Annotated in this window: 24 protein-coding genes; 15 read left to right on the top strand and 9 right to left on the bottom strand. The window is 72.2% G+C overall.

What is annotated here, in order from left to right; genetic code table 11:
- Nucleotides 1–18: 18 nt before the first annotated feature.
- The gene (locus SAM23877_RS33860; protein ID WP_053141488.1) at nt 19–414 is read right to left on the bottom strand and encodes a RidA family protein; all 396 of its coding nucleotides are present in this window, start codon (nt 412–414) and stop codon (nt 19–21) included.
- A gap of 135 nt (nt 415–549) precedes the next feature.
- Here SAM23877_RS33860 and SAM23877_RS33865 point away from each other — a divergent pair, with 135 nt between their 5' ends.
- Nucleotides 550–1521 (top strand): helix-turn-helix transcriptional regulator, encoded by a 972-nt coding sequence (locus SAM23877_RS33865; protein WP_053141490.1) that lies wholly within the window; start codon nt 550–552, stop codon nt 1519–1521.
- Between the two features lie 35 nt (nt 1522–1556).
- Here SAM23877_RS33865 and SAM23877_RS33870 read toward each other — a convergent pair whose 3' ends face one another.
- On the bottom strand, nt 1557–2444 hold the full coding sequence (locus SAM23877_RS33870) for a GNAT family N-acetyltransferase (protein WP_053141492.1): 888 nt from the start codon (nt 2442–2444) through the stop codon (nt 1557–1559).
- Between the two features lie 130 nt (nt 2445–2574).
- On the opposite strand from SAM23877_RS33870, the gene SAM23877_RS33875 reads away from it, so the two are divergent.
- Nucleotides 2575–3312, top strand: a complete 738-nt coding sequence (locus SAM23877_RS33875) for a GntR family transcriptional regulator (RefSeq protein WP_079030588.1) — start codon at nt 2575–2577, stop codon at nt 3310–3312.
- 79 nt (nt 3313–3391) lie between these two features.
- On the opposite strand, the gene SAM23877_RS33880 is transcribed toward SAM23877_RS33875, so the two are convergent.
- The 4 genes from SAM23877_RS33880 to SAM23877_RS33895 are packed head-to-tail and all read right to left on the bottom strand — an operon-like array spanning nt 3392 to nt 7414.
- Nucleotides 3392–4279 carry an amidohydrolase family protein gene (locus SAM23877_RS33880; RefSeq protein WP_053141494.1) on the bottom strand — a complete coding sequence of 296 codons (888 nt, stop codon included), beginning with the start codon at nt 4277–4279 and terminating at the stop codon, nt 3392–3394.
- Complete coding sequence (locus tag SAM23877_RS33885) at nt 4276–5268, bottom strand: aldo/keto reductase (protein ID WP_053143141.1); 993 nt, start codon at nt 5266–5268, stop codon at nt 4276–4278. Before SAM23877_RS33885 ends, SAM23877_RS33880 begins: the two co-directional genes overlap by 4 nt.
- Nucleotides 5269–5303: 35 nt before the next feature.
- Nucleotides 5304–6059 (bottom strand): SDR family NAD(P)-dependent oxidoreductase, encoded by a 756-nt coding sequence (locus SAM23877_RS33890; RefSeq protein WP_053141496.1) that lies wholly within the window; start codon nt 6057–6059, stop codon nt 5304–5306.
- Entirely contained in the window at nt 6056–7414 is a 1359-nt protein-coding gene (locus SAM23877_RS33895) for an enolase C-terminal domain-like protein (protein WP_053141498.1), read from the bottom strand. The genes SAM23877_RS33890 and SAM23877_RS33895 overlap by 4 nt, the downstream gene beginning before the upstream one ends.
- Nucleotides 7415–8076: 662 nt before the next feature.
- Here SAM23877_RS33895 and SAM23877_RS33905 point away from each other — a divergent pair.
- From SAM23877_RS33905 to SAM23877_RS33920, 4 genes are all read left to right on the top strand, one after another.
- Complete coding sequence (locus SAM23877_RS33905; protein WP_053141502.1) at nt 8077–9609, top strand: fused MFS/spermidine synthase; 1533 nt, start codon at nt 8077–8079, stop codon at nt 9607–9609.
- Between the two features lie 213 nt (nt 9610–9822).
- Nucleotides 9823–11739, top strand: a complete 1917-nt coding sequence (locus SAM23877_RS33910) for an ABC transporter ATP-binding protein (RefSeq protein WP_053141504.1) — start codon at nt 9823–9825, stop codon at nt 11737–11739.
- A 273-nt stretch (nt 11740–12012) separates the two neighbouring features.
- A complete protein-coding gene (gene rph, locus SAM23877_RS33915) occupies nt 12013–14616 on the top strand; it encodes a rifamycin-inactivating phosphotransferase (protein ID WP_053141506.1) in 2604 nt (867 codons plus the stop codon).
- Between the two features lie 177 nt (nt 14617–14793).
- Entirely contained in the window at nt 14794–15066 is a 273-nt protein-coding gene (locus tag SAM23877_RS33920) for a DUF4190 domain-containing protein (protein ID WP_053141508.1), read from the top strand.
- A 360-nt stretch (nt 15067–15426) separates the two neighbouring features.
- Here the strand turns inward: SAM23877_RS33920 and SAM23877_RS33925 are convergent, their stop codons facing one another.
- The gene (locus SAM23877_RS33925; protein WP_053141510.1) at nt 15427–16323 is read right to left on the bottom strand and encodes a helix-turn-helix transcriptional regulator; all 897 of its coding nucleotides are present in this window, start codon (nt 16321–16323) and stop codon (nt 15427–15429) included.
- Nucleotides 16324–16502: 179 nt separating this feature from the next.
- Between SAM23877_RS33925 and SAM23877_RS33930 the strand changes: the two genes are divergently transcribed.
- The 7 genes from SAM23877_RS33930 to SAM23877_RS33960 all read left to right on the top strand — a co-directional run bounded on the left by SAM23877_RS33930 (nt 16503) and on the right by SAM23877_RS33960 (nt 22037).
- A complete protein-coding gene (locus tag SAM23877_RS33930) occupies nt 16503–17519 on the top strand; it encodes a zinc-dependent alcohol dehydrogenase family protein (RefSeq protein ID WP_053141511.1) in 1017 nt (338 codons plus the stop codon).
- A gap of 117 nt (nt 17520–17636) precedes the next feature.
- Nucleotides 17637–18047 carry a (R)-mandelonitrile lyase gene (locus SAM23877_RS33935; RefSeq protein ID WP_053141513.1) on the top strand — a complete coding sequence of 137 codons (411 nt, stop codon included), beginning with the start codon at nt 17637–17639 and terminating at the stop codon, nt 18045–18047.
- A gap of 135 nt (nt 18048–18182) precedes the next feature.
- The gene (locus tag SAM23877_RS33940) at nt 18183–18941 is read left to right on the top strand and encodes an IclR family transcriptional regulator (protein WP_053141515.1); all 759 of its coding nucleotides are present in this window, start codon (nt 18183–18185) and stop codon (nt 18939–18941) included.
- Nucleotides 18942–19073: 132 nt separating this feature from the next.
- Nucleotides 19074–19430 (top strand): STAS domain-containing protein, encoded by a 357-nt coding sequence (locus tag SAM23877_RS33945; protein WP_425314774.1) that lies wholly within the window; start codon nt 19074–19076, stop codon nt 19428–19430.
- A 179-nt stretch (nt 19431–19609) separates the two neighbouring features.
- The gene (locus tag SAM23877_RS33950) at nt 19610–20413 is read left to right on the top strand and encodes an alpha/beta fold hydrolase (RefSeq protein WP_053141523.1); all 804 of its coding nucleotides are present in this window, start codon (nt 19610–19612) and stop codon (nt 20411–20413) included.
- A complete protein-coding gene (locus SAM23877_RS33955) occupies nt 20413–21702 on the top strand; it encodes a PP2C family protein-serine/threonine phosphatase (RefSeq protein ID WP_053141525.1) in 1290 nt (429 codons plus the stop codon). Before SAM23877_RS33950 ends, SAM23877_RS33955 begins: the two co-directional genes overlap by 1 nt.
- Nucleotides 21699–22037, top strand: a complete 339-nt coding sequence (locus tag SAM23877_RS33960) for an STAS domain-containing protein (RefSeq protein ID WP_053141527.1) — start codon at nt 21699–21701, stop codon at nt 22035–22037. The genes SAM23877_RS33955 and SAM23877_RS33960 overlap by 4 nt, the downstream gene beginning before the upstream one ends.
- A gap of 131 nt (nt 22038–22168) precedes the next feature.
- On the opposite strand, the gene SAM23877_RS33965 is transcribed toward SAM23877_RS33960, so the two are convergent.
- Complete coding sequence (locus tag SAM23877_RS33965; protein WP_107408695.1) at nt 22169–23428, bottom strand: sialidase family protein; 1260 nt, start codon at nt 23426–23428, stop codon at nt 22169–22171.
- Nucleotides 23429–23536: 108 nt separating this feature from the next.
- Here SAM23877_RS33965 and cpt point away from each other — a divergent pair, with 108 nt between their 5' ends.
- Nucleotides 23537–24067 carry a chloramphenicol phosphotransferase CPT gene (cpt, locus tag SAM23877_RS33970; RefSeq protein WP_053141533.1) on the top strand — a complete coding sequence of 177 codons (531 nt, stop codon included), beginning with the start codon at nt 23537–23539 and terminating at the stop codon, nt 24065–24067.
- Between the two features lie 151 nt (nt 24068–24218).
- On the opposite strand, the gene sigJ is transcribed toward cpt, so the two are convergent.
- Nucleotides 24219–25154 (bottom strand): RNA polymerase sigma factor SigJ, encoded by a 936-nt coding sequence (gene sigJ / locus SAM23877_RS33975; protein ID WP_079030589.1) that lies wholly within the window; start codon nt 25152–25154, stop codon nt 24219–24221.
- A gap of 239 nt (nt 25155–25393) precedes the next feature.
- Here sigJ and SAM23877_RS33980 point away from each other — a divergent pair, with 239 nt between their 5' ends.
- A complete protein-coding gene (locus SAM23877_RS33980) occupies nt 25394–25951 on the top strand; it encodes a YceI family protein (protein ID WP_053141535.1) in 558 nt (185 codons plus the stop codon).
- Nucleotides 25952–26048 lie beyond the last annotated feature (97 nt).

Consider the following 26048-nt stretch of genomic DNA (forward strand, 5'->3'; position numbering starts at 1 on the left):
CCTCGCTCCTCGACCGCCTCACGCGACTGCCGTCCCCTCGAGCTCGACCATCTGGCCCGGCACCGCCAGCCGCGTCACCCCGAGCATCGTGGTGGCCGGGGCCACCCCGGCGGCTCCCAGCCGCGACGCCAGCACGCCGTAGTGCGGGAACAGACCGTCGACGTCGGTGGTGTAGACGTTGAGCCGGACCAGGTTCGCGAGCGTCATACCGGCCGCGCCGAGCACGGCCTCCAGGTTGTCGAGGCTCAGCACCAACTGCGCGGCCATGTCGCCGTCGTGCAGGGGTTCGCCGTGGGCGCTCATCGCGGTCTGCCCGGAGCAGTACAGGGTCCGGGTGTGCCCGGAGACGAGCTCACCCTGGTGGAATCCCAGCTCCAGCGACCACGGCACCGGGTTGACCGCCGTTCGTTCCACTGCCACATCAGCTCCAGTCGATTCGTCGGAAGGACGTGCGTCCCACGGCGCGCCGGGCGCGGGGCCGATATCCCTGCGCACGAGCCTGCCAACGAATCACGACACCGACGGTCATGTATTCGCTAGGGTTCCCGCATGCGCGCCGATCGGCTGGTCTCGCTGGTGCTGTTGCTCCGTCAGCGCGGTCGGCTGACCGCGGACACCCTGGCCCGCGAGCTGGAGGTGTCCACCCGTACCGTGCTGCGTGACATCGAGGCGCTGTCCGCGGCCGGCGTCCCGGTGTACGCCGAACGCGGTCGGCACGGCGGGTTCGCGTTGCTGCCCGGGTTCCGCACCGAGCTCACCGGACTGAACCACGAAGAGGCGCTCGCCCTGCTGACCGCCGGATCGGGACGCGGCGAGCAGGCGTTCGGCCTCGGCTCCGCGCTCGCGTCGGCCATGCGCAAAGTCGTCGACGCCCTGCCCGAGAGCCATCGGGCCACCGCGAGCGACGCCGTCCGGCGCATTCTCGTCGAGCCGGAGACCGACCTGCTCTCACGTCGGCCGGTCACCGAGGAAGTACCTGACCGGACGATGACCGAGATCCGGCGCGCGGTGCTCACCGGGCACAGGCTGCGCATCCACTACACGGCCGTGGACCGGCCGCCGCGGTGGCGCACGGTGGACCCGATCGGCCTGGTCACCGTACGCGACCGGGGCTACCTGCTGGCCACGAGGTCCGGCGCGGACCGTACCTACCGGCTGTCGCGGATCTCCGCCGCCGAGGAACTCCCCGAACCGGCCCGGCGACCCGACCAGGTGGACCTGGAGCGGGTCTGGCGGGAACGCTGCGCGCGGTTCCTCTCCGGTGACCACGTCGCCGTGTCGCTACGGCTGAACCCGGAGCGGCGGGAGGACCTGCTGAGGACCGCGGTGGCGGTCCGCGTCGCGGAACCCGAGGCGGACGGCCGGCTGCGGCTGGAGGCGACGTTCCAGGACCTACGGCATGCCGAGTGGGCGCTGTGGCAACTCGCCACGGACGCCGAGGCCCTGGCCCCCGACTCGTTGCGCGCCGCCCTGCGCGCGCGGGCCGCCGCGATGGCCACCCGTTACGGAGGGCCGTCGTGAGGCCCTGGTGGAAGGCGTGTCCGCGCCGACCGCGCCTACCCGCTGCGTGACGTTCCGGAGGAGAACTCGTACCCGGCGAAGTCGGCGACGCGGACGTACCCGATGCGCTGGTAGAGGGCGTTGCTGGTGGGGTTGCCGGGGTCCGTGTACAGGACGACGTCCGTGGCGCCCGCGGCCAGCGCGGCCCTGCTCACCTCGACCGTCACGGCCCCCGCGTAGCCGCGGCCCCGCACGGGGGCGGGGGTGTAGACGGGGTCCACCCGGATCATGCCGCCGACGAGCGAGGTCGCGGCCGCCATCGAGACGGGCGTGCCGTCCGCCGTCTCCCAGAACGTGAAGTGCCGGTCGCCGAAACGGGAGTCGCCCCAGGCACCGGCGTCGATCAGGTCGATGGAGGACTGCTCTGCGACGTCGACGCAGAACTCACGGCACCAGCTCACGACCTGCTCACGGTCCGCCTCGCCCGTGACGCGGCCCCGGCCCTGCGGGGGCGGCTGCGGCGGGGTGAGCGTGCCGAGACGGTACAGATGTGTCCGCCAGAAGAGTGCCGTCGCCGCACCCGTGCACCGTCGCCACGACTCGGCGAAGGCGGTGGCGGTGTCGTGGTCCGCGATGACGGTGGAGGGACGGTGGCCGAGGCCGGCCAGGTGGACGGCGAGTGCGTCGGCCCGCTCGGCAGACAGGGCGGTGAGGCCCAGACGGCCGCGCGGAGTGCGATAGAAGACCGCCCGGACCGCGCCTGCCGACTCCAGTCGGCCGAGTACGGCGGCCTCGCCCCCTCGGCCGGCCGCCGCGTGCGTCCGCAGTTTCTCGATGTCCGTGAGCACGGTGTTGTGCAGGGCGGGGCGCGAGCGCAGGAAGTCTCCGGCCCGGGCGAGGAAGTCGTCGACGTCTTGGGTGAGGTGCCAGGCTTCCGGAAGCATGCCTCATGATCCCTGATGGGCGCCGATCGGGGGAGTGCTCGCTCCGGATTCGGCCGTCGCCACGACTGGTCGGCGCGGCCCCCCTCGTTAAACTGCCGGTGGTCAGCGCAGCGAGTGCAAGGAGACCCCGATGCCGGCACCCGAGCCGTCCGTCGGCCGTTCCGTCGGCTCGGCCGGGGTGCGCGGGACCCGAGGGCCGAGCGGGGCGTCGCAGGCGCCGGTCCGCCAGGCCCTGTCCGACAGCGTGTACGAGGACATCAAGGCCCGTGTCATGGACCACGAGATCGCCCCGGGGGCCCGGGTCGGCATCGAGGCCCTGGCCCGTACGCTCGACGTCTCGCCGACCCCCGTGCGCGAGGCGCTGGCCCGGCTGGAGGCCGACGGCCTGGTCGTCAAGCGCTCACTGTCCGGATACCGAGCGACCGAACTGCTGACGCGCCAGGGGGTGGAGGAGCTGTTCGAGATGCGTCTGCTGCTGGAGACGCGCGCCGCGGCGCTGGCCGCCCTGCACGCGGACGAAGGACAGCTCGACGCCATGGAGGCGACGCTGGAGGCCATGCAGGCCCACCCCGGCCCCGGCGGTCCGTACGCCTCCTACCGGGACTTCGCCGCTCTCGACCAGCGTTTCCACGACGTCGTCGCCGCGGCCGCGCACCGGCCGCTCCTCGCGGACGCGGTGGAGCGGCTCCACGCGCATCTGCACATCTTCCGGCTGAACAGCGTCCAGGACGCGGGCGAGCCGACCCTGGACGAGCACGAGCGGGTGGTGCGGGCGATCCTGCGCCGCAGGGCCGAACGCGCGGCGGAGGCGATGGCCGAGCACCTCACCCGCAGCCTGGAGCGCCAGCTGAGCCGGTTCAGCCCGTGACTCGGCGGCTTTGGTCCGGCGGTCCGTGGTCCGGCGGTCCGTGATCCGGCGGTCCGTGATCCGGCGGTCCGTGGCCCGGTCAGCAGTGGCCGCTCCGGGCTGAGGGCCCCTCGGCGGGCGCACCGCCCAGACGGTAGACGCGCCGCGCCGTGCCGGCCCACACCTCGGCCCGTCCGGCGGGGTCCAGCTCCGCCGAGAGTTCCCGTGCCGAGGCGACGACCTCGGCGTAGCTCGCGGCGAGGGTGCTCACCGGCCAGTCCGAGCCGAACATGACGCGGCGGGGACCGAAGGCGTCGAGGACGGTGCCGGCGTACGGTCTGAGATCGTCGACCGTCCAGGAGGCCCGGTCGGCCTCCGTCACCATGCCGGACAGCTTGCACACCGTGTTCGGCAGGCCGGCCAGTTCCCGCACCCGCCCCGCCCACGGTTCTCGTGCCCCGGACGCGATCGGCGGCTTGCCGAGGTGGTCCAGGACGAAGGTGAGGCCCGGGACGGCGGCGGCCGCGCGGGTCGCCGCGGGCACCTGGTGCGGCAGCACCACCAGGTCGTAGACGAGTCCGGCGGCGGCGACGGCACGCAGGCCGCGCAGGACCTCCGGGCGGGTCAGCCAGTCGGGGTCGGGCTCCCGCTGGACCTGGTGGCGGATCCCGCGCAGGAAGGCGCCCCCGGGCAGCGACCTGAGCCGGTCCAGTTCCTCGGCGACGCCGGGCGCCGTCAGATCGGTCCAGCCGACGACCGCCGCGATCAGCTCGCTGTCCGCTGCCAGGACCAGCAACTCGGGTGTCTCCTCGGCCGCGTTCACCGTCTCCACCAGGACGGTGGCCGTCACCCCGGACGCCCGGGCCTCGGCCTCCAGGTCCTTCGCCGCGAAGGACCTGCGCAACGGTGCGAGCCCGGGGCCGTCGAGCCACTCCTGGTCGCGTACGGCGAGGTCCCAGAGGTGATGGTGGGAGTCGACGATGCTCACGCCCCGTACCCTCCCGGAGCCGGCACGCCGCCGCCCAGCAGTCCCCGGGCGCGCAGGCCGTCCCACAGGGCCCCGGGGAGGTGCCCGCGGTACTGCGCGACGGCGTCCCGGACCTGGTCCGCCGAGCGCGCGCCGACGAGTACCGAGGCGACCGCCGGATGCCCGAAGGGGAACCGCAGCGCGGCGCGGCGCAGGGGCACCCCGTGCGCCTCGGTGGCCTCGCGCAGTCGCTCCGCCCGGCGCAGCACCTCCCCGGACGCCGGGGCGTAGTCGTACGTGGCCCCGGGGGCGGGGTCCGCCAGCAGCCCGGAGTTGAAGACGCCGCCGACGATCACACTCCGGCCGGCCGCGACCGCGGCGGGCAGCAGCGTCTCCAGCGCACCCTGTTCGAGCAGGGTGTAGCGGCCGGCGCAGAGGACGGCGTCCACGTCCGTGTCCGTCAGGAAACGCGTCAGCATCCGGCTCTGGTTCATCCCCGCGCCGATCGCCCGGACCATGCCCTGCGACCGCAGCTCCTCCAGCGCCGGGTACGCCTCCCGGAACACCTGCTCCTCGTGCTCGTCGGGGTCGTGGAGCAACACCAGGTCCACGCGGTCGGTGCCGAGACGGGTGAGGCTGTCCTCCAGCGAGCGGCGTACACCGTCGGCGCTGAAGTCCCACCGCCGCCGGTGGGTGGCGGGCACGGCGAAACCGTGGGCGAGGTCGTCGCCGCCCCCGTCGTACGGGTCGAGCACCCTGCCCACTTTGGTGGACAGGGTGTAACTGTCCCGGTTCCTGGTCCTGAGGGCCGCGCCCAGCCGGCGTTCCGACCGACCGATGCCGTAGTGGGGTGCGGTGTCGAAGTAGCGGACGCCCGCGTCCCAGGCGGCCTCCACGGTGGCCGCCGCGTCGTCGTCGCCCACCTCCTCGTACAGACCGGCGATCGCGGCGGCGCCGAAACCGAGTGCGGTGACGGGGACCCCGCTGCGGCCCAGGGTCCGGGCCGGCAGCGCCCCCGCTCCGGCGTCACCCGCGCCCACCGCCGTCACCGTCCCTCCGGGCGCGGCCGCAGTCCCTGCATGCCACCGTCCACGGCGAGGGCCGTGCCCGTGACGCCGGCCGCGACCGGGCTCGCCAGGTACACGATCGCGGCGGCGACCTCGTCGGCCGAGAGCAGGCGGCCCATGGGCTGGCGGGCTTCGAGCGCGGCCCGCTCGGCCGCGGGGTCCGCCGCCCGGTCGAGGAGGCGTCCCACCCACGGGGTGTCCACCGTCCCGGGGTTCACGCAGTTGACGCGGATGCCCTCGCGGACGTGGTCGGCCGCCATGGCGAGGGTGAGCGCGTGTACGGCACCCTTGCTCGCGCTGTACAGGGCACGCTGCGGAAGTCCGGCCGTGGCCGCGATCGAGCAGGTGTTGACGACGGCCGCGTGCGCGGAGGCCCGCAGGTGGGGCAGGGCGGCCCGGGTGGTGCGGACGATGCCGAGGACGTTCACGTCGAGGACCCGGTGCCACTCGGCGTCGTCGTTGTCCTCGACCGTCCCCGTGGCGCCTGTGCCGGCGTTGTTGACCAGGATGTCGATGCCGCCGAGGGCGTCGGCCGCGCCGGCGACGGCGGAGCGTACGGAGGCGTCGTCGGACACGTCGGCGGCGTAGCCGCGCAAGGGTCCGGAGACGGTGGAGGGGTCGAGGTCGAGCACGGCGACGTCGGCCCCGCGGGCGAGCAACAGGTCCGCGGTGGCCCGGCCGATGCCGGAGGCGCCGCCGGTCACCAGGGCCGTGAGGCCCGAGAAGTCGCTCATATGCGGGTGTCCTTCCCCTGACCGGTGAGGTCGGCGGCCCAGAAGGAGCCGTCGGGATAGCGGTACGTGCTGATGGTTTCGGGGCGCATCCGGGACGAGAAGCCGGGCATCGTGGGCGCCGTGTAGCGGCCGTCGGAGACGACCGCGGGATCCTCGAAGTGCTCGTGCAGGTGGTCGACGTACTCGATGACCCGGTCGTCGGTGGTTCCGCTCAGGGCGACGAAGTCGAACATCGCCAGGTGGCGCACCAGTTCGCACAGGCCGACGCCGCCCGCGTGCGGGCAGACCGGGACGCCGAACGCGGCGGCGAGCAGCAGAATGGCCAGGTTCTCGTTGACGCCTCCGACTCGTGCGGCGTCGATCTGCAGCACGTCGATCGCTTCGGCCTGGAGCAGTTGCTTGAAGACGACGCGGTTGTGCACGTGTTCCCCGGTGGCGACCTTGACGGGCGCCACCGCCCGGCGTACGGCCGCGTGGCCGAGGATGTCGTCGGGGCTGGTGGGCTCCTCGATCCAGTACGGGTCGCTCTCGGCCAGCGCGTTGGTCCAGTCGATGGCCTCGCCGATGTTCCACCGCTGGTTGGCGTCGACGGCGATGCGGACGTCCGGGCCGACCGCCGCGCGTGCCGTGCGCAGCCTGCGCACGTCGTCGGCGAGGTCGGCACCCACCTTGAGCTTGATCTGGGTGAAGCCGTCGGCGACGGCCTGCTTCGCCAGCCGGACGAGCTTCTGGTCGGAGTGGCCGAGCCAGCCGGGGGAGGTGGTGTACGCCGGGTATCCGTGGGACCGCAGGTGCGCCTCGCGGCCGGCGGAACCCTCCTTGCCCGTGCGGAGCAGGGCGACGGCGTCCGCACGGCTGAGCGTGTCCTCGATGTAGCGGTAGTCCACCTGGTCGGCGAGCCATTCCGGCTCGGCGTCGGCGAGGAGTTTCCACACCGGTTTGCCGGCCCGCCTGGCCGCCAGGTCCCACACGGCGTTGACGACGGCGCCGACCGCCATGTGCATCACGCCCTTCTCCGGGCCGAGCCAACGCAGTTGGCTGTCGCCGTTCAGGGTCCGGCTCACCGTGCCGGGGTCGGCGCAGACCGCGTCCACGGACAGGCCGACGACGTGTTCGCGCAGCGCGGCGACGGCGGCGGTCTGGACCTCGTTGCCGCGTCCGATGGTGAAGGCGAAGGCGTGTCCCTCGAGTGGGCCGTCCGGTCCCCGGTCCGCGTCGGTGCGCAGGACGACGTAGGCGGCCGAGTAGTCGGGGTCCGGGTTCATCGCGTCGGAGCCGTCGAGTTCGCGTGAGGTGGGAAAGCGGACGTCGACGACGTCGACGTCCGTGATGCGCGGCGTGCGGTTGCTGTCCATCGCCCTCTTCACGCGTCCGGTCCGACGCCGACGGTCTCTCGCCTCGCTGCCGGTGCGCCCACCCGGATCAAATAGGATTCGGTTGTCGTGATGCTGGGGCAGACCTGATCGTCGCGTCAAGCCCCGTGCCGGGATCACCGTCCGCGACCCCGATGGCGCGGGATCGTATAGGACTTCTCGGTCGCAGGGCGTAGGAGATGCCCTCGCGGGACCAGTGGTCGAGGAGCGCCGCGGCGTCACCGGCGACCAGGACGCGCCCGCGGGACAGCGGGGAGTCGGGGCGGCGGCACCGGGTGAGGTGGCCGGTGTCGTGCAGGGGGCGGGGTCCGCTGAGGCCGTGGCGGGTGAGGAAGTCCTCCTTGTAGGCGCGGAGAGCCACGGGGTTGCCGCGGGCGGCCACCACTCCGGCGGTGCAGACCTCCCCCTTGGGGAAGACCCAGCCGAAGGAGCCGGGCAGTGGGCCCCACTCCATCAGCATGCGCCCCCGCCACCGGTCGGCGGTCCGCCCGTCGACCGGTACCTCGGCCTCCAGGGCGAGGTCCACCTGGGCGCAGCCGGCGGTCCGGGCGGGGTGCGTCCCCCGCAGCCGACGCTCCGACGATGTGTCATCTGCGCTGCGCACGCCTCACGTTCCGTGACGGCCGCGTGCGAGGATGTCGTCCGTGACCGTTTCGTCTTCCTCGCCCGCCACCGACGGCGCGCCGCGCACTCGCGGTCTGGGCCCCCGTGCCGCTGCCGGGCTGGTGTTCGGGTCCTCGGCCGCGGTGCTGGTGGTCGAGATCGTCGCTCTGCGGCTGCTGGCTCCCTATCTCGGTCTCACCCTCGAGACCAGCACCATGGTGATCGGGATCGCCCTCACCGCGATCGCCCTCGGCTCCTGGCTCGGTGGGCGCCTCGCCGACCAGGTCGATCCACGCCGGCTGATAGGCCCCGCCCTCGGGCTCTCGGGAGTGGTCGTGGCCCTCACCCCCGCGGTGCTGCGCACCACCGCGGAATGGGCGCCGGCGGCGCTGCTGCTGATCGCGTCGCTGACCATCCTCGTGCCGGGCGCCCTGCTCTCCGCGGTGACGCCGATCGTGACCAAGCTGCGTCTCACCAGCCTCGCCGAGACCGGAACGGTCGTCGGCCGGCTGTCCGGCGTCGGGACGGTCGGCGCCATCGTCGGCACCGTGCTGACCGGGTTCGTCCTCGTGTCGCGGTTGCCGGTCAGCGGCATACTGATCGGTCTCGGCACCCTGCTGGTGCTCGGCTCGGCGCTGGTCGAGTGGCGGACACGCGGGTGGAGCGGCACGCCCGCCCTGGCGCTCGTGGTCGTGGCCGGTGGTCTCGCCACCGTCGTCGCACCCGGCGGCTGCGACACGGAGACCAAGTACCACTGCGCACGGGTCGTCGCCGATCCCGACCGGGACAGCGGCCGCACCCTCGTGCTGGACGGCGTCCGGCACTCCTACGTCGACATCGACGACCCGACCTTCCTGAAGTTCACGTACGTGCGCGCCCTCGCCTCGGTGGTCGACGCCGCCTTCCCCGAAGGGGAGCCGCTCGTCGCCCACCACTTGGGCGGCGGCGGGCTCACCTTCCCCCGCTACCTCGCGGCCGAACGGCCCGGAACGCGCAGCGTGGTGTCCGAGATCGACGGCGGGGTCGTGCGCGTCAACCGAGACCTGCTCGGTGCGGGACCACGGACCGGCATCGACGTGCGCACCGAGGACGGCAGGCTCGGTCTTCGGCGACTGGACACCGGCAGCCGCGACCTTGTCGTCGGCGACGCCTTCGGGGGCGTCAGCGTGCCGTGGCACCTCACGACGGTGGAGGCGATGACGGACGTCCGGCGGGTGCTCGACGAGGACGGCCTCTACGTCGCCAACCTCATCGATCACGGCGACATGGCCTTCGCCCGCGCCGAAGCCGCCACGTTGGGCGCGGTCTTCGAGCACGTCGCCCTCGTCGGCGAACCGGCCGACATCGGCCTGGACCCGACCGTCACCCCCGACGGCGGCAACCTGGTGCTCCTCGCCTCCCGCCGGCCGGTCGACCTGCGCGCGGTCCAGCGGGCGCTGGACGCCCGGCGAACCGGATGGAAGACCGTCACCGGCGGCGACCTCGGCTCCTGGACCGGCGACGCCCAACTGCTCACCGACGACCACGCACCGGTCGACCAGCTCCTCCAGCCCGCAGGCTCGGGGAGTGGGTAGGCGCAGGCGCAGCGCGCCGGTGCGCGGCGGGAACGCGCCGCGCTCGACGCCGCGTTCGACGGCCGCCGTGCGGCGCGCGAACCGGTCCTCCCGCGGTCGCTGCCGAGCGTCCCCGGACGACGAGGGTGTCCGATTGTCGCCCGTCCGCGGTAAATGCCTGGACTGCCGTCATCCTCCGACGGGAGACTTCTGACTCCCAACCTCGGGAGTGTGATGGCGACAAAAGATGACCAGAGGCCGACGCCGGGCAGGAGCGCGGTCGTTCTCGCGCTGCGCCACTACGGCATGGAACTGCTCCGACAACGACGAACGGCTCTGCCCGCCCTGCTGCTGCCGGCCGTGGGGAACATCGGCATCCGCTACGTCGCCCCCCTGCTGATCGCCAAACTGGCGGGCCAGGCCGCCGACGGCGGCATCACCGTCGCCTCGGCGCTGCCGTACGTCCTGGGATTCGGTGCCGTGCTGCTGCTCGCCGAAGGCGTGTGGCGGATCGGGCAGCACTGTCTGAACCGCGTGGACGCCCGCGGCTCCGAGCACCTGTACGTGCTCGGCATGGACGAACTCCTCGCCAAGGACGCGGCGTTCTTCCACGACAACTTCGCCGGCTCCCTGACGAAGCGGGTGTTGAGCTTCGGCCGGCGCTTCGAGGACTTCGTGGACACCCTGACGTACCGGATCGTCGGCAGCCTCGTGCCCCTGGTCTTCGGGGCCGTCGTGCTCTGGCACTACGAACCGCTGCTCGTCGTCGGCCTCCTCCTGATGATCGCGCTGACGGTGGTCGCCGCAGCCCCTCTCATCCGTCGCCGGCAGGCCCTCGTCAACGAGCGCGAGGTGGCCGTCGCCCGAGTCTCCGGACACGTCGCCGACAGTCTCGTGAACATGGAGACCATCCGGGCGTTCGCCGCCGAGCGCCGGGAGGCCGACGAACACCGCAGGCGCGTCGCGGAAGCGCGGCGCCTGACGCTGAGGTCGTGGGACTACGGCAACCTGCGCGTCGACACGCTGGTCGCCCCCATGTCCGTGCTGACGAACGTGCTGGGCCTCCTGGTGGCCATCGCCTTCGCGGGCTCGGGTCAGGGAGTGGAGGGGATCGTCGTCGCCTTCACCTACTACTCCAACGCGACCCAGATCATGTTCGAGTTCAACCAGATCTACCGGCGTCTGGAGAGCTCGATGACCGAGGCCGCGCAGTTCACCGAGCTGCTGCTGGAACCTCCCACCGTGCTGGACCCGGCCGACCCCGAACCCCTCGCGCCGGGGGACGCCGGCATCCGCTTCGAGGCGGTGACCTTCGCCCACGCCGGAGCGAAGCCGATCTTCCGAGGCCTGGACCTGGACGTCCCCGGCGGCGCGCGGATCGGACTCGTCGGCCGGTCCGGCGGCGGCAAGACGACACTCACCCGACTCTTGCTGAGGATGGCGGACCTCGACGCCGGCCGCATCCTGATCGGCGGTCAGGACATCAGCCGGCTCCGCCAGGCCGAGCTGCGCTCACTGATCGCCTACGTACCCCAGGAACCCGCGATGTTCCACCGCACCCTGCGGGACAACATCGCCTTCGCCCGGCCCGGCGCCACCGACGAGGAGATCCACGCGGCGGCCGCGGCCGCGCACGTCACGGAGTTCGCGGATCAGCTCCCGGAGGGCTTCGCCACGCTGGTGGGGGAGAGGGGGGTGAAGCTGTCCGGCGGTCAGCGCCAACGGGTCGCGCTGGCCAGGGCATTGCTGCGCGACGCCCCGGTCCTGCTGCTCGACGAGGCCACCAGCGCGCTGGACTCGGAGAGCGAGCTCCTCGTCCAGGACGCTCTGTGGCGGCTGATGGAGGGACGCACGGCCCTCGTGGTCGCCCACCGGCTGAGCACCGTGGCCGGCATGGACCGGCTCGTCGTCCTCGACCACGGCAGCGTCGTCGAGCAGGGCACCCACGAGGAACTGCTCGCCTCGGCGGGCGCCTACGCCAAGCTGTGGCAGCACCAGTCGGGCGGCTTCCTCGGCGAGAGCGCCGATCCGGCCCCGGACGAGGTCCCGCCCGCGGGCCGCCTCCCCGGCCTGCCGGCACCGCTCGGGTCCGCGCCGGACACGAGTCGCCGAGCCACACCACCGGCGCGGACCAGCTCCGGCCCGGTGTGACCGAAGGGCCGGACCGCGTCCCACCACCCGGTGGGACGCGGACCCCGCCGGCTCTCGGAACGTGCGCCGGGGCGAAGGGCCGCGGGTGAGAACGACGAAGGCGGAGAACGTCGTTCCCCGCCACTTCCAAGCTATAGCGCGTGGGGGGCCTTGCGGCAAGCCCCGGGCCGGGGCGCAGAATCGGCGGCCGACGACGGCACCCTGCGAAAACGGGGAGCACTACGTGCGTGGGGCGTCGTCGAAGCGGAGCACAGCGGCCTCGGAGGGACCGGAATGACGGAGCGGTACGTGTGGGATCTTCGAGAGGTCGACGAGACGCGGACAGCGGTCGTCGGCGGCAAGGGCGCGCACCTGGGCGCGTTGTCGCGGATCGACGGCATCCACGTGCCGGGTGGCTTCTGCGTGACGACGGCGGCCTTCCGCCGGATCATGGCGGAGACACCGTCGGTCGAGGAGGACATCGCCCGGTTGTCGTGCTTGGAGCCGGACGACACGGAGGCCATCCGTACGCTGAGCGCACGCATCCGCCGGACCGTCGAAGAGACCGCCGTCCCGGACGATCTCGCGAAGGCGATCACGTGCGCGCTGGCCCGGCACGGGGACCGGGCCGCCTACGCCGTCCGGTCCAGTGCGACGGCGGAGGACCTGCCGACCGCCTCCTTCGCCGGCCAGCAGGACACCTACCTGAACGTCATCGGCTCGACGGCGGTCCTGCGGCACATCAGCCGCTGCTGGGCGTCGCTGTTCACCGAGCGGGCCGTGATCTATCGCCGACGCAACGCCATCGACCACCGTACGGTCCACATGGCCGTGGTCGTGCAGCAGATGGTCTTCCCGCAGGCGGCCGGTGTCCTGTTCACGGCCGACCCGGTCACGGGCAACCGCAGGGTCGCCACCGTGGACGCCGGTTTCGGCCTCGGTGAGGCCCTGGTCTCCGGACTGGTGAACCCCGACGTCTTCACAGTGCGGGACGGTGTGCTCGTCGCCAGGACCATCGCAGGCAAGCGGCGTGCCGTGGAGGCTCTGCCGGACGGCGGTACGCGGGAGGTGGCGGTCGACCCGGGACGGCAGGACCAGCCGGCGCTGACCGACGCGCAGGTCACGAGCCTGGTACGGCTGGGGCGGCGGATCGAGGAGCGTTTCGGACGCCCGCAGGACATCGAGTGGTGTCTGGCCGAGGAGGGGTTCCGGATCCTTCAGAGCCGTCCGATCACGACGCTGTTCCCCGTTCCGGAGCGCTGCGACCAGCGCAACCGCGTCTATCTCTCCGTCGGACACCAGCAGATGATGACGGACCCCATGAAGCCCTTGGGCATCTCCGTGTGGCAGCTGACGGCCATGGCACCGATGCACGAGGCGGGCGGGCGGCTGTTCGTCGACGCCACCCAGCGCCTGGCCGCGCCCGCGAGCCGTGCCGGCCTCCTGGACGTCGTGGGCAGAGGCGATCCGCTGACCAGGGACGCGTTGGAGTCCCTCCTCGCCCGCGACGACTTCGTGCTGTCGTCCACGGACGCCGGCTCCGGCGGCCGGCCCACCGCCCGAACCGGCGTCTCCGCCCCGGTCGAGGCGGATCCTGCCGTCGTCAGCGAGCTGATCGCGCGCAGCCAGGCGTCGCTCACGGCCCTCAGGCGCGACATCCGGACGAAGTCCGGGCCGGCGCTGTTCGACTTCCTGCTGGAGGCCTTCGAGGAGCACAGACGAGTCCTCGGCGATCCGCTGAGCATGCGGGTGATCATGGCGGGGATGGAGGCCACCTGGTGGCTCAACGACAAGCTGTCGGAGTGGCTGGGGGAGGAGAGCGCGGCTGACACGCTGACGTTGTCCGTCCCCGACAACGTCACGTCGGAGATGGGACTGGCGTTGCTCGACGTGGCGGATGTGATCCGCCCGCTCCCGGAGGTGGTGGCGTTCCTGCAGCGCGTCGAGGACGAGGACTTCCTGGACGAGTTGGCCAAGCTCCCGGGCGGGACCGCGGCGCGCGACGCGGTCGAGGCGTACCTCGACCGGTACGGCATGCGGTGCGTCGGCGAGATCGACATCACGAGGCCGCGCTGGCGCGAGCGTCCGACCACCCTCGTGCCCGTGATCCTGGACCACGTCAGGAACTTCGGGCCGGGCGTCGCCCAACGGCGGTTCGAGGAAGGTCGGCAGCGGGCGCAGCGGAAGGAACAGGACGTGCTGTCACGCCTGCGGGCCCTGCCGGACGGCGGGGAGAAGGCCGACCGGACCAAGCGGATGATCGATCGAGTCCGCACCTTCGCCGGATACCGGGAGTACCCGAAGTACGACGTCGTCAGCCGCTACTTCGTCTACAAGCAGGCCCTCCTGGAGGAGGCCGGGCGTCTCGTGCGGGCCGGCGTGCTCGCTGAGCAGGAGGACATCTACCACCTCACGTTCCAGGAGCTCCACGACGTCGTGCGCTCGCGCCGGCTGGACGAGCACCTCGTCCGGCGGCGCAAGGACGCCTTCCGGTCGTACCAGGCGCTCACACCGCCCCGGGTGCTCACCTCGGACGGCGAGGCCGTCACCGGGAAGTACCGGCGGAAGGGTGTACCGGCCGGCGCCCTGGTCGGCCTGCCGGTCTCCGCCGGTACCGTCGAGGGGCGGGCTCGTGTCGTCCTCGACATGGGCGAGGCCGATCTCGAAGCGGGCGACATCCTGGTCACAGCCTGCACGGACCCCAGTTGGTCCCCCCTGTTCGCCGGGATCGCGGGCCTGGTGACGGAGGTGGGCGGTTCGATGACCCATGGCTCGGTCATCGCCCGGGAGTACGGTCTGCCCGCCGTCGTGGGCGTGGAGCGGGCCACCCGGCTGATCCGGGACGGGCAGCGCGTCCGCGTCCACGGAACCCGGGGGTACGTCGAACTCCTGGCCTGAACGGCGGGCCACGGTGCGCGTCGCGCCTTCGGCGCCTCCCTCATGACTGCCGATCGGCAACTCCGTTGTACACGCCGGTATTTGACGGGAATCAGGACAGGCATGAACCGGCCAGGACGGGCAACCAGAAAGGAACCGAAGGAGAAGAAGCCGATCACACCAGTTGGGGAGACAGCGATGGCGACCTACAGCCGAACGAGCGCGCACAAGTCGAGCCGGACGAGCGGACTGGCGATCGCGGGACTGGTCTGCGGCATCGTCGGCCTGTTCCTGCTGCCGATCATCCTGGGCCCGCTGGCCATCATCTTCGGTGCCGTGGCGATGCGCCAGACCGGCTCCGCCATGGCGAAGTGGGCCATCGGTCTCGGAATCGTCGACATCATTCTCATGATCGTCATGTTCACCGTCGCGGCCAACAACGGTGGCAGCTTCACCTGGACCGTGGGCTGACCCGGACCCTCCCGGTCACGCCCGCACCCGTACCGCCCCGGCACCGCCCGCCCACCGGACCGACCTCGCCAGGCCTTGAGCCCGGCCGGGATCGGAAGGCTGGGCCGGCGGTCCGGGGCGGACCCGTGTTCCCTGCGGGAATGCCGGCGTCGCCGTGAGCGTTGACGAGGGTGTGGTTGTGAAGGGGACTGTGACCCCGGGCCTCATCTCCTGCCTGCGGGGACGATCGTACGGCTGAAGTCCCGCAGTGCCTTACCGCCGCGGAGGCGACCGCCCTTCACAACCGCTTCCCTCTCCTCTCGACCCCTCGACTCGCCCCCCCGACCGATCTCCGGTGGCGAAGCCCGGTGACCGGGACGGTCAGTCCACCCCAGGCGTCCCCGGCACGGCAGAGGTGGCTTCCTCGGTGGCGGCCAGGGAGGCGAGCAGCCGGAGTCCCTCCTCCGACGCGGAGCCGGGCTCGGCGGTGTAGACGGTCATGCTGAGTCCGGGCTCGGCGGCCAGGTCGAGGGATTCGTAGGCGAGGGTGAGGTCGCCGACGGCCGGGTGCCGGAAGCGCTTGGTGCCGGTGCCGTGGCGCCGGACGTCGTGGGCGCCCCAGCGGGCGCGGAAGTCGTCACTGCGGGTGGAGAGCTCCCCGACGAGGTCGTGCAGGTCCTTGTCGTGCGGGTCGCGTCCGGCCTCGCGGCGCAGGATGGCCACCGCCATGTCCGCGAAGAGGTCCCAGTCGGGATAGAAGGTCCGGGCGGCGGGGTCGAGGAAGTTGAAGCGGGCGAGATTCCGCTGGTTCCCGGCATGGGCGAAGAGGTCGGTGTAGAACGCGCGTCCGAGCGCGTTGGCGGCCAGGATGTCCATGCGTCCGTTGGTCACGACCGCGGGTCCGGCGGTGACCGCGTCGAGGGTCCACTGGAGGCTGCGGTGCGGCGTCCACTGCCGCGTGGTGGCACGGCGCCGTGGCCGGGCGAGAACGTCCGAGCCGTCGGCCGCCTGGGCGAGGTGCAGGAGGTGGGCCCGTTCGGCGTCGTCGAGGCGCAGCGCCCGGGCGAGGGCTTCCAGGACGGCCGGGGAGGCGCCCGCGAGACTGCCGCGCTCCAGTTTCGCGTAGTACTCGACGCTCATGTCGGCCAGCGCGGCGACCTCGCTCCTGCGCAGCCCCGGCACGCGCCGCCTGGGGCCGGCCGGAAGATCCGCCTGCTCAGGGGTGATCCTTGCCCGCCGCGAGGTGAGGAACTCGCGGACCTCCTCGCGGTTGTCCATGCCTTCGACGGTACGGCCTGCACGCCGCACGAGGGATGTACCGCCAGTACACCTCTCACCGGTGACTCGCTCCCCGCCCCGATGAGCGGTTCCCTGGAGGAAGAGGCACTCCGCGGGCGGCACGGCCCGCAGGGCCCGTCCGGGCCCCGCCTCTTTCAGCGATCGGAAGGAACTCCCCCATGCGCGGAGCAGTGATCCACGCCCCCGGTGACGTACGGTTCGAGACCGTGGACGACGCCAGGATCCTCAAGCCCACCGACGCGGTCATCCGGACGGCCGTGACCTGCGTGTGCGGCTCGGACCTGTGGCCCTACCGCGGTGCGGAGCCGACCGAGCACGCGCACCCGATGGGCCACGAGTACGTCGGCTTCGTGGAGGAGGTCGGCGGCGACGTCACGTCCGTCAGGCCGGGCCAGTTCGTCGTCGGCTCGTTCGCGACCTCGGACAACACCTGCGCCAACTGCCGCAACGGCTTCCAGTCCAACTGCCTGAACCGCGAGTTCATGAGCACCTGCCAGGCCGAGTACGTCCGCATCCCCAACGCCCAGGGCACCCTGGTCGCCACCGACGACGTCCCGGACGAGCGCTTCTGGCCCGGTCTGCTCGCCGTCTCCGACGTCATGGGCACCGGCTGGTGGGCCGCCGACGCCGCACAGGTCGAGCCCGGCTCCACCGCCGTGGTCGTGGGGGACGGCGCGGTCGGCCTGTGCGCGGTGATCGCGGCCAAGGAGATGGGCGCGGAGCGGATCATCGCGATGAGCCGCCACGAGCCGCGTCAGAAGCTGGCCCGTGAGTTCGGCGCCACGGACATCGTCACCGAGCGCGGCGACGAGGGCGTCGCCCGGATCAAGGACCTCACCGGCGGGATCGGCGCCGACAGCGTACTGGAGTGCGTGGGCACCGCCCAGGCCATGCGGCAGGCCCTGCACTCCGCGCGCCCCGGCGGCAGTGTCGGCTTCGTCGGTGTCCCGCACGAGGTCGCCGTCGACGGCCAGGAGCTGTTCTTCTCCCACGTCGGCCTGCGCGGTGGACCCGCCCCGGTCCGCCGCTACCTGCCCGACCTGATCGAGCAGGTCCTGTCGGGCCGGATCGACCCGGGCAAGGTCTTCGACCTCACCCTGCCCCTGGACCAGGTCGCCGAGGGATACAAGGCGATGGACGAGCGCCGCGCCATCAAGACCCTCCTCACACCCTGACCCGTCCGCCCCTGCCTTCAGGGCGCGCGCCGTCCCGTGCCCGCCCTCCGCCCATCCCAGGCCAACGTCCATTCCTCACCCCCACCCCCATCCTGACCCCCCAGGAAAGGAGCGATCGTGCAGATCACCCGCAGTTCGATCAACACCGTCAAGGGCCCGGCCGACTGGTTCACCGGGGACGTCTACATCGACGCCGTCGCCGCCGCGCCCCCGCCCTCCCGGGTCAGCGCCAACCTGGTGCACTTCATGCCGGGCGCCCGCACCCACTGGCACCGCCATCCGCTGAGCCAGACCGTCTTCGTCACCGAGGGCGTCGGCCTGTGCCAGCGCCGCGGCGGACCGGTCGAGGTCATCCGGCCCGGCGACCGCGTGCTGTTCGAGGCCGACGAGGAGCACTGGCACGGTGCGGCGCCGAACCGGCTCATGGTCCACCTGGCCATCAACGAGGCGGACGCCGACCACGACGTCGTCCACTGGCTGACCCCCGTGACCGACGAGGAGTACGCCGCCGCCCCGGCCACGGACTGAGAACCCGGCGCATGATCGAACCCGCCCCGTGCGGTCCCTGCGTCCACGGCGCACCCCGCAGGCCGCTGGCTGGCCTCCGCACCGGAGCGTCCCGGCGGACTTGCGGGGGACGGTGTGCGCGAGCACGGTGGAGAGATGAGTGGTAAGGACGGCCCCACGCTCATCTCGTCGGTGCAGCGAGCCTTCCGGCTGATGGAAGCCGTCGGTGCGCACGAGGGCGGCGCCCCGGCCAAACAGCTGGCACGCGAGACCGGGCTGGCGCCGGCCACCACCTACCACCTCCTGCGGACGATGGTGCACGACGGCTACGTGCGCAAACTCGACGACGGCACCTTTGTCCTCGGCGAGAAGCTGGGCGCGCTGCACGGAGGCAGCCGCGAGCAGGCGGCGCTCAGCAGGGTCCGTCCGACGCTCGCGGAGCTGCGCGACGGACTGTCGGCCGCCGCCTACCTGACCTTCTACGAGGACGGTGAGATCCGGGTCGCGGAGATCGTGGACGGTCCGAAGGCCCCGCGTGTCGATCTGTGGGTCGGCTTCGAGGACGCGGGACACGCCACGGCGCTCGGCAAGTGCGTACTGCGCGAGCTGGACGCGGAGGCCCGCGCCGACTACCTCTCCCGCCACGCGCTGAACGACCTCACCCCTCGCACCATCACCTACCGCGCCGAACTGCTGCGACGCCTTGAGGCCGCGGCGCAGGGGCCCGCCGTCACCGACGTCGAGGAGTACGCCCTCGGCACCGCGTGCGTGGCCGTGCCCGTCCGCCAGGGCGACACCATCGGCGCGCTCGGCATATCGGTGCGGGCCGGCCGCACCGACCGCCTCGAAGGTGCCGTGACGCGGCTGGTCGCCACCGCGGAGCGGGTGTCCCGGGGACTCTCGCTCACCATCTGAAATCGAGGCCCTTGTGACCGCACGGCCGTGACCCGTTTCCTGGATACAACGGATGAACCGGTCGGCGATGCGAGGGATAAGTACGTGAGTGAGCAGGGCCTGGTAGGACCGTACGGGTCGGTCGGATGCCGCGTGACGAACGGCTGGACCGTCGTCGACGCCAGCGGCGAGATCGACATCGCTTTCGCCCCCGTCGTGCGGGCCGCGGTGGTCAGGCTGCTTGCCGACGGCCATCAGCACTTCGTCCTGGACCTGTGCGGTGCCCCGTTCCTGGACTCGGCGGGACTCGGCATGATCGTCGCGGTCACCAAGCGCATCCGGTCCCATCACGGCTCGCTGCGGATCGCCTGCGACGACGAGCGGCTGCTGCGCGTCTTCTCCCTCGGCGGACTGCGTCCCGTCTACTCCTTCCACGACTCCGTGGATCAGGCCGTCGCACAGCCCGCGGGCGCCGAGGAGCTCGCCGACTGGCCTCGCCCGCGTCACTGACGTCCGCGGGTGACCCGGCGCTGCCGGAGCCGGCGGTCACGCCCGGCCCCGCCGTACGCGGCACCTGCGTGGCAGCAACCCCCTTCGCACCGTGTGCGCGGTGCGTGAAAGCGGCGGGGAAGACGTGGGGTGACACGGGCTCGTGCGGGTAGGCGGTCGGGACCTGAGAGAGTGGGCGTATGGATATCGATCGCAGGAACAATGTCACGGTCACCGGCAACCCCCAGGGGCGCACGGTGGTCCTGGCGCACGGCTTCGGTTGCGATCAGAACATGTGGCGGTTGACGGTGCCGGCGCTGGCCCGCGACTACCGGGTGGTGCTCTTCGACTACGTGGGATCGGGCCGCTCGGACCTGACCGCGTTCTCCGAGGACCGTTACGGGTCGCTGGACGGGTACGCCCGGGACGTGGTGGAGGTCTGCGAGGCGCTCGACCTGCGCGACGCCGTGTTCGTGGGGCACTCGGTGAGCGCGATGGTCGGCGTACTGGCGGTCGCGATGGCGCCGGAGCGGATCGGGGCGCTGGTCATGGTCGCGCCGTCGCCGCGCTATGTCGACGACGAGGGCTACCGGGGAGGGTTCAGCGCCGAGGACATCGACGAGCTGCTGGCGTCCCTGGAGTCGAACTACCTGGGCTGGTCGGCCGCGATGGCGCCGGTGATCATGGGGAACGGGGACCGGCCCGAGCTGGGTGAGGAGCTGAAGAACAGCTTCTGCGCCACCGACCCCGACATGGCACGTGTCTTCGCCCGCACCACCTTCCTGTCGGATTCGCGGGACGACCTGAAGGCCGTGACGGTGCCGACGCTGGTGCTGGAGTGCACCCACGACGTCATCGCTCCGCGCGAGGTCGGCGCCTTCGTCCACCAGGCGATCTCCGGCTCGGAGCTGGTCACGCTCGACGCCACCGGGCACTGCCCGCACCTGTCCGCGCCGGAGGCGACCAACGAGGCGATCGTCGAGTTCCTCGAGCGTCTCCGGTGATGTGCCGCACCGACCAGCAGCCCGACCCGTACGAACCCGACAACGACGGAGACGCCTCGGGTGCGGTGTTCGCCTCGCTGCTGGAGGACAGCGCCGAGGAGCTGTACGAGAGCGCCCCGTGCGGGTACCTGTCCACGTTGATGGACGGCATCATCGCCAAGATCAACAGCACGCTGCTGGACTGGCTGGGGCTGGAGCGGGAGCAGGTGGTGGGCCGGATGCGGTTCACGGACCTGCTGACCGTGGGCGGCAAGCTCTACCACGAGACGCACTTCGCGCCGCTGCTGCGCATGCAGGGGGAGATCAGCGGTGTGGCGCTGGAGCTCAAGCAGACCGGCGGCGGCCGCATACCCGTGTTCGTCTCCTCCGCCGTCAAGTACGGCAGTACCGGCGAGCCCCTGCTGATCCGCACCACCGTCTTCGACGCCCGGGACCGCCGCGCCTACGAGGAGGAGCTCCTGCGGGCCCGCAAGGCGGCGGAAGAGGCGCACAAGGAGGCGGAGGCCGATCGCGCCCGGCTGCAGGACGCCCTGGCCGTGCTCCAGCAGTCGCTGCTGCCGGCCACCCTGCCGGCCGTACCCGGGGTGGAGGCGGCCGCGCACTACCGCACCGCCTCTCCCGACCGCCTCGGCGGTGACTTCTACGACCTCTTCCCGCTGGACGGCAAACGCTTCGCCTTCTTCCTCGGCGACGTGTGCGGAAAGGGGCCCCAGGCCGCCGCGGTCACCTCCCTGACCCGCTACACCCTGCGTGCCGCGGCCCTGCACGACCCGGACCCCGTCGCCGCCCTGACCACGCTCAACCAGGTCCTCCACGAGCGCTACACCGGCGGCGACCCGCGCTACTGCACCGTCATCTTCGGCGTCCTCGAACCCGACCCCGCCACCGGGCAGGTCAGCGTCCACGTCGCCTCGGGAGGGCATCCCCCGGCCCTCGTCCTGCGTGCCGACGGGACGGCGGACTTCCTGCCCACCCCCGGCGGCCTCCTCGTGGGCGTCCTTCCCGCCGCCACCTTCGTCACCGCCACGAGCGTCCTCGGCCCCGGGGACTCGCTCGTGCTGTACACCGACGGCCTGACCGAGGCCCGCACCAGCGAGGACCGCGACAGCCTCTACGGCGACGAAGCCCTGCTCGACTTCGCCGCCGGCCACGCCGGCAAGTCCCCCCAGGCCGTCATCCAGGCCCTGACCGGCCTGCTGGACGGCTTCGGGGACGGGCTCGACGACGACACCGCCCTGCTCGCCCTGGGTGTCCCCGCCCCTGCCCCTGCGACCCGAGTCACCGAATGAGCCCGATGAAGATCACGACCCGAGACGCCGCGGCCGGTCCCGTTCTGGCGATCTTCGGCGACCTCGACTACGCCACCGCCGGCCGACTGCGCGAACTGCTCACCACGCTCACCCTCAGTCCGGGTCAGCTCCTCGTCCTGGATCTGGCCGGCATGGAGTTCTGCGACTCCAGCGGCATCACCGCCCTGATCGTCGCCCGCAACCACGCCCGGGCCGCCCAGGCCGACGTGGCGCTGGCCTCCGTTCCCGACCACACCCTGCGCGTGCTGCGCATGGTCGGTCTCGACCAGGTCTTCGGCCTCCTCCCCGACAGTGACGCCGCCACTCGGCACTGATCGGTCCGGCTGGGAGGACGCTTCACGGTGAACTACACCACCCTGGCGGTGACCGCCGTACGCACCGGTGTCTCCTGAGTCCGCGCGAGTCCCGGCCTCCCCGAGTACGGCGGCCCCTTTGGCTCGCCCGGTCAGCGGCGGCCGCCCCCCAGGCCGCCGGTCGCGAAGTAGGCCCGGCACACCTCGCCGTCGAAGTCGGTGGCGATCTGCAGGACTCGGCGGCCGTCGGCCGACGGCAGCAGCGGGGAGCTGTAGTTCTGGCAGTAGTTCACCTGCGGGTCCGGCACGGTGACCGGCGCCGGGGCCTCGTGCCACGGTCCGCTGCCGTTCTCCGCGTTGACGAGGATCGTCCGGCCGCTGCCCGTCGCCGTGGTGCCGTCCCGGTTGAGGAGCCGCTGCCCGACCAGCAGCAGCCGTCCGTTCGGAGCGCCGTCCGGCGACGGTGCCCAGGCGATGGTCGGTGCGGCGCGGAAGTACCTGCCGTCGGCGGTCTCCGGACGGAACCCGAGCGAGGCGGGATTTCCCCAGTCCCAGCCGTCGGCGGAGGTCCTGAAGTGCACCACGCATTGGTACTGGCCGCCGGGGTTGCAGATCTCGTAGCTCATGAAATAGGTGCCGTTCGGCAGCTTCCGCACGACCGGCATGCCGGGCCGGTCGGGCGACCAGCCGCTCGCCACCGTGTCGTGGTGCCCCTCCCAGTGCACACCGTCGTAGCTGCGGGCCGCGACGAGTTTCTGGCTGTGTCCGGGGTCCGTCTCGTCGGCGTAGTGGCAGACCAGCGCACCGTCCCCGGCCACCGAGAACTCCGGTTCCCACAGGCCGCCCGTGCCGCTCGCGACGGCACACGAGGACAGGTAGGACCAGCTGCGGCCCACGTCGTCGCTGCGCCAGATCCGCAGTGCCATCCGCCGGTCCTGTTCGTCCTGACCGGCCGAGGAAGCCCAGATCAGGGTTCCGGCCGGCATCGCTCCCACCGGCCGGGGGAGCTCGAACAGCGTGGCGCAGCACAGCCCCTGGCCGGCGGCGGACTCGGGATCGGACACCCGTCCGACCTCGCGGAAGGTCACTCCGGAATCGGTGCTCTCGTGGATGGCGCCGACGCCGTTGCCGCCGTCGAAGGTGACGACACCGGCCAGGACGCGGCCGTTCGCCGCACCGCTGTGGGCCAGCCGGACGGCACGCGGGTAGAGCCCTGTGCCCTCACGCAACGGTGTGCCGGTGGCCGTGGGGGAGGGGACGTCGGCGACCGCCGGCGGGACGGGAGCCGACGGAACGCCTGCCGCGGCCGGGACGGCGAGCAGCAGGCTCAACAGACCGGCGAGGGCGAGGAACACGGCTCGCGCGCTGGGGCCGCGACGGCGTTCGAGGGACGGGGGCATGCGGAGGATCATCACGGTCTTCCTTCCTGGGAGAACGGACCCGCGTCAGGCTAGAGCGGTTGTACATCGATGTAAATGGGTGGGCGGACCCCGCCCTCGGACCCCTACTCTGGCGCGGTGATGACTCAGGTGATCGTCCTCAACGGTGGCTCCAGCTCGGGGAAGTCCGGGATCGTCCGGTGTCTGCAGGCGGTACTGCCGGATCCATGGCTCGCCCTGGGGACGGACACGCTGGTCGAGGCGATGCCCGCGTCCATGCAGGTGTCGGACGGCGGGATCGAGTTCGCCCCGGACGGATCGGTGCTCGTCGGTCCTGCCTTCCGGGCCGTGGAAGGGGCGTGGATCGAGGGTGTCGCAGCGATGGCCCGAGCCGGCGCCCGGGTCATCGTCGACGAGGTCTTCCTCGGCGGAACGGACTCCCAGCGGCGATGGCGGAACGCCCTGGGCGGACTCGGGGTGTTGTGGGTCGGTGTCCGGTGCGACGCCGCGGTGGCCGCGGGACGTGAGGTCGCACGAGGAGACCGGACCGTGGGCATGGCGGCCTCCCAGGCGGACGTGGTGCACCGGGGTGTGACCTATGACCTGGAAGTGGACACCACGCGTACGGAGGCGATGGAGTGCGCGCGGACCATCGCCGCCCGGGTCGAGTGATCGACGGCCCAGTTGCCCGCCGCCGTGACCGCCCCGACGGCGCGTAGGGGAGACGGCTCGCGTCTGCGACGGTACGTCAGCTCGTCCGACGGCACCGACCCGGGAGAACGGCCGCCGGGGCAGGCCTCCGCCGCCCCGGCCGGTGCGTGGGTCAGGCCGTCGTCCAGGGGCGCAGCTTCTCGGGGTTGGTCACGGCCCAGAAGTTCCGGATCCGGTCGCCCGCGACTTCGAAGGCCATCACCACCGCGGTACGACCGCCCCGTTCGACCACCAGCCCGGGCAGGCCGTTGACCGTGCGTTCCACGATCGTCAGGTCGGCCGCGGTGGCGGTCACGTCGATCAGGTACCGCGCGATCCGCTCGTTGCCCACGACGGGGCGGGGCGCCGCGTCGACCAGGCCGCCGCCGTCGGCGACCCCCGTGGCGTCGGGGTCCAGCAGGTCGATCAGGGCCTCGATGTCCTTGGCCTCCCACGCCAGCTTGAAGTCCCTGACCAGGTCGGCCTGTCGTGCCGCCCGGGGCACGGACACCTCGCTCCCGCGGAGCCGGCGGCGGGCCACGGAGGCCAGCTGACGGCAGGCCGCCGGCGTACGGCCGACGATCTCGGCCACCTCCGCGAACGGATAGCCGAAGACGTCGTGCAGGATGAACGCGACCCGCTCGGCCGGCGTCATCGCGTCGAGCATGACGAGGAAGGCCATACTGACCGACTCGTCGAGCGTGACCCGGTCGGCCGGGTCGGAGGCCGTGCCGCCCGCCCGCCCGCCGGACCACTCCGCGCGATCCGGCAGCGGCTCGGGAATCCACTCGCCCACGTACCTCTCGCGCCGGGCCCGGGCCGAGCCGAGCTGGTCGAGGCAGATGCGGCCCGCGACCTTGGTCAGCCACCCGCCGGGAGACCTGATGCCCTCCTGCTGTTCCCGGGACATGCCGTACCAGCGGGCGTACGTCTCCTGCACGACGTCCTCGGCGTCGGCCAGGGAGCCCAGCAGCCGGTAGGCGAGGTTGGTCAGCCGCCGCCGCTCGCTCATGATCACGCTCAGGCTCGGTTCGGTCCGAGTTCCCTCCGGTTCGGTCTCCGCGCTCACGTCTCGTCCACTCCTTCGGTGCTGTCCGGCCGGGCCACACCCGGTACGACGAAACAGCCCCCGCGGATGTGAGGCGACGCGCCGGCCTCACATCCGCCGGGGCCACGTCGTCGTACGGGACAAGAACGTCGGTTCCCGCGCGGCCGTTCCACGAGGAGGGGCCCCGCGGACCGGGGAGAACGCATGGACACCCGGATGAACCTCGTCACCACCCCCTTCCCACCAGGGAGTTGCCCAGCATGACCATCACGTCCCTGTCCGGCGAGTCGACCGGCAACTACGTCCTCGACACCTCGCGTACCCGTATCGGGTTCGTCGCCCGGCACACCATGTCCACCAGGGTGCGCGGCGACTTCGCGGAGTTCGAGGGCGGCGCGTACCTGGACGGCGCCGACCCGTCGAAGTCCGAGATACGGCTGACGATCCGCGCCCGGAGCATCCGGACCGGGAAGGCGCAGCGCGACGAGGTGCTCAGGAGCAAGTTCCTGGACGCCGACAACCATCCGGCGCTCGGCTTCGTCTCGACCGGGGTGGAGCGGACCGGGGAGAACACCTTCAGGGTCACCGGTGATCTGACCGTCCGCGGGGTGACCGGACCGGTCACCCTGGACGTCACGCTGACCGGCACCGGCACCGGTGCCGCATCCGGGCGTCCCGACGACTGCCGGCTCGCAGCCCGGGGCAGCGCCACCATCGACCGCAACGTCTGGGGCGTGAACTGGAACGCCATGACCTCGGCCATGGTCAGCCCCAAGGTGACCCTCGACTTCGAGGTCGTCGCCCTCCGGCGGCCCTGACGGCGCCTCCTCGGACCCGCTGCGCGCACGAAGCCCCGTCCCGCAGGCGGCGGTGGCAGCCGCACGCCGCGGGGCGGGCCGGCGTTCGGCGTCCTCG

This window comes from Streptomyces ambofaciens ATCC 23877, from assembly GCF_001267885.1.
Classification (GTDB): Bacteria; Actinomycetota; Actinomycetes; order Streptomycetales; family Streptomycetaceae; genus Streptomyces; species Streptomyces ambofaciens.